Annotated in this window: 5 protein-coding genes; all 5 read right to left on the bottom strand. The window is 63.7% G+C overall.

The window, feature by feature from the left end:
* Positions 1-104: 104 nt before the first annotated feature.
* Positions 105-1,250, bottom strand: a complete 1,146-nt coding sequence (locus AC1D1X_RS13515; protein WP_477670221.1) for an imelysin family protein — start codon at positions 1,248-1,250, stop codon at positions 105-107.
* Positions 1,251-1,430: 180 nt separating this feature from the next.
* Positions 1,431-2,762 (bottom strand): cation:proton antiporter, encoded by a 1,332-nt coding sequence (locus tag AC1D1X_RS13510; RefSeq protein ID WP_477670162.1) that lies wholly within the window; start codon positions 2,760-2,762, stop codon positions 1,431-1,433.
* 185 nt (positions 2,763-2,947) lie between these two features.
* On the bottom strand, positions 2,948-4,153 hold the full coding sequence (locus AC1D1X_RS13505) for a phospholipase A (RefSeq protein ID WP_477670161.1): 1,206 nt from the start codon (positions 4,151-4,153) through the stop codon (positions 2,948-2,950).
* A gap of 24 nt (positions 4,154-4,177) precedes the next feature.
* Positions 4,178-4,564 carry a hypothetical protein gene (locus AC1D1X_RS13500; protein ID WP_477670160.1) on the bottom strand — a complete coding sequence of 129 codons (387 nt, stop codon included), beginning with the start codon at positions 4,562-4,564 and terminating at the stop codon, positions 4,178-4,180.
* A gap of 406 nt (positions 4,565-4,970) precedes the next feature.
* Positions 4,971-6,032 (bottom strand): ATP-dependent helicase (locus AC1D1X_RS13495; RefSeq protein ID WP_477698451.1); only part of this gene is annotated, 1,062 nt, incomplete at its 5' end.

The following is a 6,032-nucleotide window of genomic DNA, read 5'->3' as shown; positions in this document are numbered from 1 at the left end:
GCCGACGCCCAGAAGGCCAGCCCTGCCAGTCCCGCTGCGGCCATGCAGGCAAGCACTACACGCGCAGGGCGCGCGACCATCCGGGACGAAGCAGCGTCGGCCATTTAAGGTTTGACCAGGGTCAGCTTGGTGATGCCGGCGGCGTTGGCGGCTTCCACCAGGTCCTTGCTTTGCTGCACCAGGCTGTCGACGGTTTTTTGCACGCGCAGCCGGCCGGGTGCGTCTTTGGCGCCGACGATTTCGCGGTCAAACGGTGCCTGAATGCCTTCGGCGGTGGCGACGGATGCTGCGATCTGCTTGCTGGTGCGGTCTGCCAGTGCCGGGTTTTTCACCGCCACCAGGTCACGCAGCGACGGGCCGGCCAGCGTCGTGCCGTCGGCGCGCTTGTACTGGCCCAGCCAGGCGTTCTGGATGCCTTTGGCGTTGTTCACCACATCGCGGTGCGTGTTGTCGGAAAAGCATGAGTGCTCATCTTCCTGGTCCTGGCTGGCCAGGGCGACTTCGAGGCGTTCACCGGCGAGTTCACCGCGCGAAAGCGAGCCCAGGCCGACAAACATCTTGCGCACCGACTCCATGCCGCCGCGCTCGAACTTCGCGCGGTAGGAGGTCGACGTGGGCGCCCAGGCTTTGGTGAGGATTCCGAGGTCATCGACCAGCAGTTCGGTCACCACCTTGAGGTATTGGCGGCGGCGGTCGGCGTTGGGTTTCTTGCCGTCCACAAAATCTTCAAACGACCGGTTGCCTGGGCCGGTGGTGCTCAGGTCCTGGCCCCACAGCAAAAATTCAATCGCGTGCCAGCCAGTGGCGATGTTTTCTTCGCCGTTGCGCTCGTTCAGGCTGGCCAGCCGTTTTTTGTTGATCACGGCCTTGCGGTTGTTGATGATGCCGGCGTTGGGCGCGTCCTTCACGTAGTCGACATAGGACTCGTCCATGGGCCAGGCATTGATGCGGCCTTCGGGGCCGTTCTTGTCATCGATCGGGCCGCCGTAAAAACGGAAGGCCTCGGTCTGGCCGTAATACTCGCGCGCGTCCAGCCAGGCCTTGCGCGCGGCCTTGAGGCCGTCGTCCGACGGTGCATCGGTAAAAGCCTGCACTGCTTTTTGCAGGATGAGCGTGCTGGCCAGCGTGTCGTCATAGTTTGATTGCACCAGGTGGGCGTAATGCTTTGCCACGGCGGCCGCCGTGGTGGCTGGTGCCGCCACTGTGCCAGGCGCGGTACCAGCCGCTGCCGTTGCTGCGGGCTGGGCCATGGCCGGCACGGCAAGCAGGGCCACCAGGGCGGCAAGGATGGCGGGTTTGATTGCTGGTTTCACGACGACTCCTGTGTCTTTGTTAATCGGTCAAAGCGCGATTATACAAATGAGAATCGTTATCGTTATCAATAAGATGACTTTCTGTGACGCTGTGTGGGACGCAAACCGGCCGTTTTCTCAGGGCCTGCGGCGTTTGCCCGGTTTGCGCGCCTCATAGCGTTTCATCAGCGGCGTGACCGAAATGCCGTGGGCAATCACCGAGGCGACGACCACCGCGAGCGTGATGGAAAGCAGCCGCTGCGCGAGCGCGGGCGGGAGGTGGTGGTTGATGGCGTAGAGCAGGTAATACAGCGAGCCGATGCCGCGAATGCCGAACCAGGCCATCAGGCGGCGCTGCGAACCCCTGACCGGCGTTCCCAGCAGTCCGATAAAAACCGCCGCCGGCCGGATCACCAGGAACAGCGCCGGGATAAACCACAGCACTTCAGGGCGAAAGCGTGTGGTGGCGACCAGCACGCCCACGGCCAGCACGATGGCGACTTCCACGAAGCTTTCCAGCTGGCTGTTAAAGCGCTCTACTGCGCGCATCATGTGGGCGGGCGCTTCCGCGCCCGAGGCTTCCTGGTCATCGGGGCTCAGCGTTTCGTCGGGCGCGGCCGCAGCCTGGGGCGCGGGCCGCGCATCGGGCTCGTCGATGCGGCGCAGCGCCAGGCCCGCCGTAAACACCGCCAGGAAGCCGTAGGTGTGAAAGAGCAGCGCCAGGCCGTACGTCAACCCGATGAGCCCCAGCGCGATGAATTCGTCCGAGCCCAGCGCTTCGCGGTGGCGCATGCGCAGGTAAAGAATGGCGCGGCCCACCAGCGTGCCGAGCAGCCAGCCCAGGGCCAGGCCGCCGGCCACGGCCCACAGCACATCGACGGCCCACCAGCGCCAGCCGCCTTCGCCGAGTTCGTGCAGCCCCAGCAGGCCGAGCCCAAGCATCACAAACGGAAATGCGGTGCCGTCGTTCAGCCCGCCTTCACCGGTGAGGCCGAAACGCAGGCGGTCGCGGTCGCCCGGATTGGCCACCTGAACGTCGGAGGCCAGCACCGGGTCGGTCGGTGCGAGGATGGCGCCCAGCAGCACAGCGGCGCCCACGGGCAGATCCAGCACATAAACGCCCAGTGCGGTGATGGCGGCCACGGTGACCACCATCGACACGGTTGCGAGTTGCACCGGAATGCGCCAGCGCCCATCCCGCACGCGGAACTCGAGCTTCATGCCGGCGGTGAACAGTGAGATCAGCACGGCCACCTCCGTGAGGCGCTCCAGCAGCACCGTGTTCTTGAGGGCGTCGAGTTTGAGCAGCCCCAGCCCGACGGGACTGACCGCCAGGCCGACGCCGAGGTACAGCATGGCGGCGCTCAGCGGAAGCCGCGCAATGAAAGAGCCGCCCAGAGTCATGGCAATCAGCAGCGCACCGGCCACGATGCAGGCCAGCGTGAAGGTGGTGGGCTCGGCAAAAGTCATCGCCCCACCTTACGGCAAGCGGGGGCGTTGCGGTATCAGCCGACGCGCCGTTGCCGTGGTGCCTGGATACGCTTGGCAGACACGTTTGCGCCCCATTCCTCAAGCGAAAAGCGCTCCGGGGCTAATAAATAGCAACGCAATCAGCTATAAAAACCATAGCAAGCCGCGGAATGTCGTTCCAGCGCCTACCAGTCCACCAGGCTCAGGCCGATGCTCAGAACATTGCGCTTTCGGTTGTAGTCCACGAGGCTGTCACCGTAGCCGCTGAAAAGCTGCACGTGATAACGCAGGCCGGTGTAGTTGGGCGACGAGGCCGGCGCCATCATCCAGTCAAACCGGGCCGAACCGCGGGCCTCCTTGCGCAGCGAATGCCGCAGCGTGACACCCACGGTGTTGGCCTTGTTGATCTGCCAGCTGCCCGTGACTTCTGCGCGGCCCACATAGTTTTCGATGCCGGGGTTGTCGTCGTTGCCCGAGGACTCCTTGAGCCGGTCCCAGATGCGCCCCTGCAGGATCAGGCCTGAGTCCTGGCCCAGTGTTTTCTCGGCGGCGCCCATCAGGTAGACGCGGTTCCAGCTGCGTGATAGCGGCAGCGACTGGCCGTTGGACTGGTGCACCAGCCCCAGGCCCGAGAGCCGGTAGTTCCAGCCACCGGCCAGCGGAATCTGGTGCGGGTAGATGTAGATCACCTCGGGCTCGTGGTCGGTGGTGCGAAACGGCCGCGAGATGCTGCCGTTGAACAGCTGCCAATAGCTTTGCTGCGTGTAGCCGAACCAGACCGAGTCATGGTCGTCGTCGTCGTTGTCGCCGCTTTTCAGCAGGCCTTTGGCGACCTTGGTGCGCACCGACAGCTGGATTTTGTTTTCAGTGCGCATATAGGGCACGGAGGTCAGCGCGGTATGCCCTGCGGAGGGTGATGAGGGCTGTGTGTTCACGCTGTCGGCGGTGGAGACGGCCAGCGTGATCGGCCGGTAGCCGCGCAGCGAAAACGTATCGCAGTCGGTGCCGCGCTGCAGTTCCCAGAAACGGGATAGTTCCGAGTACCTGGTGTTTTTGCAGCCGATCGGCTTGCCGTCCGGCGCTTCGGTGTTCAGTGATGGCAGCAGCAGCACCGGGGTGGCCGGCTGGCCGGTCTGGGCATTGGCCGGCGCTGTGGTCAGGCTGGGCGCCGGTGTGTTGGCGGGCGTTTGCGCATCTGCCCATTGCTGGAAGCAGGTGAGCTGCGCCGCAGGGTCGCCCTTCATGGCCTGACAGGTTTGCCAGCCTGTGCTGGATGGGCGGTTTGCCAGCGTGGCCTGTGCATGTGCCGCAGCCGTGGTGCCAAGACCCAGGAGGGCCGGAAGCACCGTGCAAAGCGATGCAGCAGCAGGATTGAGAGATTTCAGTGGCATGGTCGGTCTTGAAAATTGCGCTGTTCAGGGCAGCCGGGTCAGCGTAAAAGGCACATCGGGTGCATTGTCCGGGGCGCTGCTGCTGGTGTCTTTCCAGGTGCCCTTGAAGGCCTTGCCGCAAGAACCTTCGACCATTTCGCCGTTCCAGGTGCCGGTGATGCTGACATTGTCGGAGGACTCGTCGAGCAGCAACATGCCGCCCTCCAGGTCACCGGCCAGTGCTGCCTTGGCCGCATGTCCGGCAATGGCTTTGGAACCGGCGGCCGGCCCCAGATCGCGGCTCACGATGCCGGCCAGGCTTTCGGCGAATTCGGCATGCCGTTCCAGCAGCATGGTGGCGCGGGCCGGCAAGCCGGCAGGTGGGCGGTCAAAGCGCACGGCCCACAGGCCATGGAGTTGCGCGGCTTTCATCTCCGTGGCGGCCGGGCACGTGGCGTCAGGTTTCGTTTGGGCCGTAGCGCTAGCGGATACTGCGCAAGCGGCGATTAAAAAAAGAGCGGGTCGAAGAAAAAGCAAAGTCATGAACAAGTGAGTGCACGGCCTGGCCGTGCAGTACGGGCTGTAGCAACGCAGCAAGGCGGACGGAGCGGCCAAGGCTGCAGTGCAGGGGGTGAAACGGAAAACTCGGGCACGCGAGTGCGGGGTTGATGCAACGCGCAGGCCGTGGAGCTTGCGCACTATCTCATGAATAGATCTCAATCAGGTAAAGCACCGGTAAAAACCCGCGGCCTGAAACTGTTTGTAACCACAGCACTGAAAACGCCTTCATGCGGCCCGGCACCTGATCTCGCGCCGTTAACCACGGAACAGGGCTGCGCTAGCGCGTCTCTGCCGCCGCTGCTGCCGCCGCAATCCCGTCCGCTGACTTCTTCGCAAATTCCGCGCGCAAGGCCTTGAGCTTTTCTCGCGGGTCTTCTTTCACCGTGGCTTTGTCCAGTGCCATCTCGGCGATGAAGCGGCTGGGTGCGCCGGGAATCATGTCGCGGCCCTTCTTGCGTTTGCGCAGCCAGTTCACAGCCAGCGTGCGCTGCGCGCGGGTGATGCCCACATACATCAGGCGGCGCTCTTCCTGCAGGCGCAACGCGATGCTGTCGGTATTGACTCCGTCATCGTCTTCCAGCTTGAAGGGCAGCAGGCCTTCGTTCACGCCGGCCAGCACCACGTGCGGCCACTCCAGGCCCTTGGCGGCATGCAGGGTGGAGAGCGTCACCACGTTCTGGTCGCCTTCGCGTTCGCTGATGGTGGAGAGCAGCGCAATAGTTTGCACCACTTCGAGCATGGTTTTGGTTTCGGCGGCCACCACGGCGCCTGAGGCGTCATCGATCTGCCCGCCGCAGCGCTGGGCCACCCAGTCGCAAAAATCCATCACGTTGGTCCAGCGCGCGGCTGCGAGTTTTTCGCTGTCTTCGCCGTCGTAGAGGTGCTTCTCGTAGTCGATTTCCTTGAGCCAGTCGTTCAGGAAAACGCGCGCGTCTTCCGCACCCACAGTGCGCTTGGCGCGGTACTCAAGATCGTTGAGGTAGCGGCCAAACTCGTGCAGCGAGCCCACCGCCTTGGCCGGCAGCACCGAGCCCAGCGAGTTACTGAAGAGTGCCTCAAACAGGCTTTGCTTTGACTGGCTCGCGAAGGTGCCGAGTGCGCCCAGCGTGGTGTGGCCGATGCCGCGCTTGGGTGTGGTCACCGCGCGCATGAATGCCGGGTCGTCATTGTTGTTGACCAGCAGCCGCATCCAGCAGCACAGGTCCTTGATTTCGGCACGGTCAAAAAAACTTTGACCGCCCGAGACCTTGTACGGAATGTTGGCTTTGCGAAAGGCCTTCTCGAAAGGCTTGGCCAGGTGGTTGGCACGGTACAGCACGCAAAAATCTTTCCACTCCTT

Source organism: Polaromonas sp. P1_G4 (assembly GCF_056405475.1).
This window is presented reverse-complemented; position numbering and strand designations above follow the sequence as displayed.

Bases quoted from the DNA above. Each gene is read 5' to 3' on its own strand.
- AC1D1X_RS13515 (WP_477670221.1), bottom strand. From the start codon at position 1,250: ATGGCCCAGCCCGCAGCAACGGCAGCGGCTGGTACCGCGCCTGGCACA.
- AC1D1X_RS13510 (WP_477670162.1), bottom strand. From the start codon at position 2,762: ATGACTTTTGCCGAGCCCACCACCTTCACGCTGGCCTGCATCGTGGCC.
- AC1D1X_RS13505 (WP_477670161.1), bottom strand. From the start codon at position 4,153: ATGCCACTGAAATCTCTCAATCCTGCTGCTGCATCGCTTTGCACGGTG.
- AC1D1X_RS13500 (WP_477670160.1), bottom strand. From the start codon at position 4,564: ATGAAAGCCGCGCAACTCCATGGCCTGTGGGCCGTGCGCTTTGACCGC.